Genomic DNA, 1,600 nt, shown 5'->3' on the forward strand with positions numbered 1-1,600 from the left:
ACGTCAGACTGTCTAACAACTGATTTCTGAGCACGCTTTAAAACATGAATTTATGCTATTTTACTCAAATTATCGTTGTGCATCTTAGTTATTGAATGAGCTCGATCTCTGAAGAGACGTATGAGCTCATTCACTCCCATTATTTTAATCATTCTCTTAAGATTATAGGCAAGACAAATCAGATTGGTCTCAGTACCTACTGATGCCAACCCTCGTGTTAAAAAGTATGTATAGCCCCAGTGACGCTTCATTGTTCCAAAAGGGTGCTCAACAATTGCCGCTCTTTGCTTATAAATATTACTTTGACTACGAGTTTTTTCGGCAATTTGTTCGATCACTTCTTCATCTTTAAGCCTGGTTACCGATCTTCCGCCTTTGGCAGATGTGCAGAGAACCTTTTGTCCACAGGTATCAAAGGCTTCGCATGTGTATCGCTTGTATTCTTTTCCATCTTGTTTTCCATTCCATTTAAAGGGTAATGCATAACCTGGTGGGCAAATATATCTATCGTTAATGGCATCATATTCAAAGTTCTCTTTATCAAATCCGCGAGCTATTTTGTCTTGCTTTCCCTTTTGCGGCTTAATTAAGAGTTCGGTGCTTTCATCGACAACGTCGATGATTTCAAGGTAGTTATAATAACCTGTATCGGCCAGAATTGTGACTTTTTGATTACGAAAAACTTGTTTTGTTTTATTTGCCATATTGGATAGCTGTCCTTGATCGTTGACATCATTGACCGTATCGCAATCCACGATTAATTTATACTTGCTGTCCACCGCAGTCTGAACATTGAAACAAACTTCATGCTTCCCGTTGTTTTTCATTGATTTGGCATCCCGATCGGTAATACAAAGCTGGGTTTCACCTGTTTCCGCGAGTTCTTGTTTCATTACCTGCAGCTCGTGCATTCTTTCTTGATAGACCTCTAACTTTTCAGTGATTTCCTGCTTTTTGAGACGATTGTCCTCCGTTAAAAAGTCGCGCAAATAGGCATCGATTTTTTCATCGATGTGCTCTAGCTTCTTACTGATAATGTTGTCATTAAAATGCTTCTTTTTAGAGCAGTTCGCCTTTAACTTTGTGCCATCAATCGCGACAAGTTGACCATCAAGTAACCCGAAACCTTTTAACATCAAGGTGAATTCTTTAAAGAGCTTTTTTATGGCCGTTCGGTTACTCTTCATAAAAGCAGATAAAGTACCGTGGTCCGGCTGGAGCTTACCGGTTAGCCACATAAGTTCAATGTTTCTTCTCGTCTCGGTTTCCATCTTGCGAGAGGAACGGATGCTGTTCATATAACAGTAAAGATAGAGCTTGAGAAGTTCTTGCCGCCGATAAGGTTTTTGCCCTGCTTTGGAGCCCGAATACACTTGAAACCCCAATTCTTCTAGGGGTAAGCTATCTACGTAAGCATCGATAACACGTACAGGATTTTCATCTCCTACAAAATCGTCCAATGTATATGGCAGTAAATGAATTTGATGTCTATCTTCACCTTCAATAAAAGGCATATGTTCTCATCTCCTTAAGATACAGAGATTCGACATTGGACATCTATTTTCATGCCTCGTTTAAAAATTGTTAGACAGTCTGACGT

1 protein-coding gene is annotated in these 1,600 nt (G+C 39.6%); it reads right to left on the reverse strand.

What is annotated here, in order from left to right; genetic code table 11:
* Positions 1 to 50: 50 nt before the first annotated feature.
* Positions 51 to 1,514: an IS1182 family transposase gene (locus A8708_RS00115; RefSeq protein WP_068661515.1), complete on the reverse strand. Its 1,464-nt coding sequence runs from the start codon at positions 1,512 to 1,514 to the stop codon at positions 51 to 53.
* Between the last annotated feature and the right edge of the window lie 86 nt (positions 1,515 to 1,600).

This window comes from Paenibacillus oryzisoli, from assembly GCF_001653565.1.
GTDB lineage: Bacteria > Bacillota > Bacilli > Paenibacillales > NBRC-103111 > Paenibacillus_E > Paenibacillus_E oryzisoli.

Excerpts from the sequence above, each read along its gene's own strand:
- A8708_RS00115 (WP_068661515.1), bottom strand. The coding sequence starts at position 1,514 with ATGCCTTTTATTGAAGGTGAAGATAGACATCAAATTCATTTACTGCCA.